The sequence below is a fragment of the Leclercia tamurae genome, assembly GCF_025566055.1.
GTDB classification, from domain to species: domain Bacteria; phylum Pseudomonadota; class Gammaproteobacteria; order Enterobacterales; family Enterobacteriaceae; genus Enterobacter; species Enterobacter tamurae.
On sequence record NZ_JAMHKS010000036.1, the window covers coordinates 1 to 453 of the forward strand.

A 453-nucleotide genomic window follows, 5' to 3' on the forward strand; every position below is an offset into this window, starting at 1 on the left:
CCCTTGCACAAGGGGCAAACCACTTGGTGGCCTACACCGGCCATCGGCTTGCCGTTCAGGTCGGTCTGGCCGAACGCCTCAATCACCGTGCCTCCATGGCTGGTGGTGTCGCCAAGGCGAATGATGTCCATCGCGGGTTGCTCCTATAGGTCGTCCAGCCAGCTGTCTTTTGGCTTCAGGCTAGAGAGGAATTCCTCATAGACATAGTCATCACCGAGCGTTTGGCCGCCAGGCGTAGCGGGTTTCGGAGCAGGGGAAGGACCGGCATTTCCGCCACGCGGCGATGAAGACGTCGGGCGCACGCGGATCGAATCGACAATGGCGTCCCACAGTTCCAAAGCCTCTTTGTCCGATTTGAAGGCAGGGGGCGGTGGTTTACCGTTTTCATTGCTGCGTTCCAGTACCGCCAGTCCCGCAGTAAGATGGGGCTCGGTTAGCGATTCCTCCTTGCCT

General features: G+C 59.6%; 2 protein-coding genes. Both read right to left on the reverse strand.

Annotated elements, in window-relative coordinates:
* On the reverse strand, nt 1-131 hold a 131-nt coding region (locus M8318_RS00180; protein ID WP_262660572.1), incomplete at its 3' end, for a PAAR domain-containing protein.
* Between the two features lie 12 nt (nt 132-143).
* Nucleotides 144-453 (reverse strand): T6SS immunity protein Tli4 family protein (locus M8318_RS00185; protein WP_262660571.1); only part of this gene is annotated, 310 nt, incomplete at its 5' end.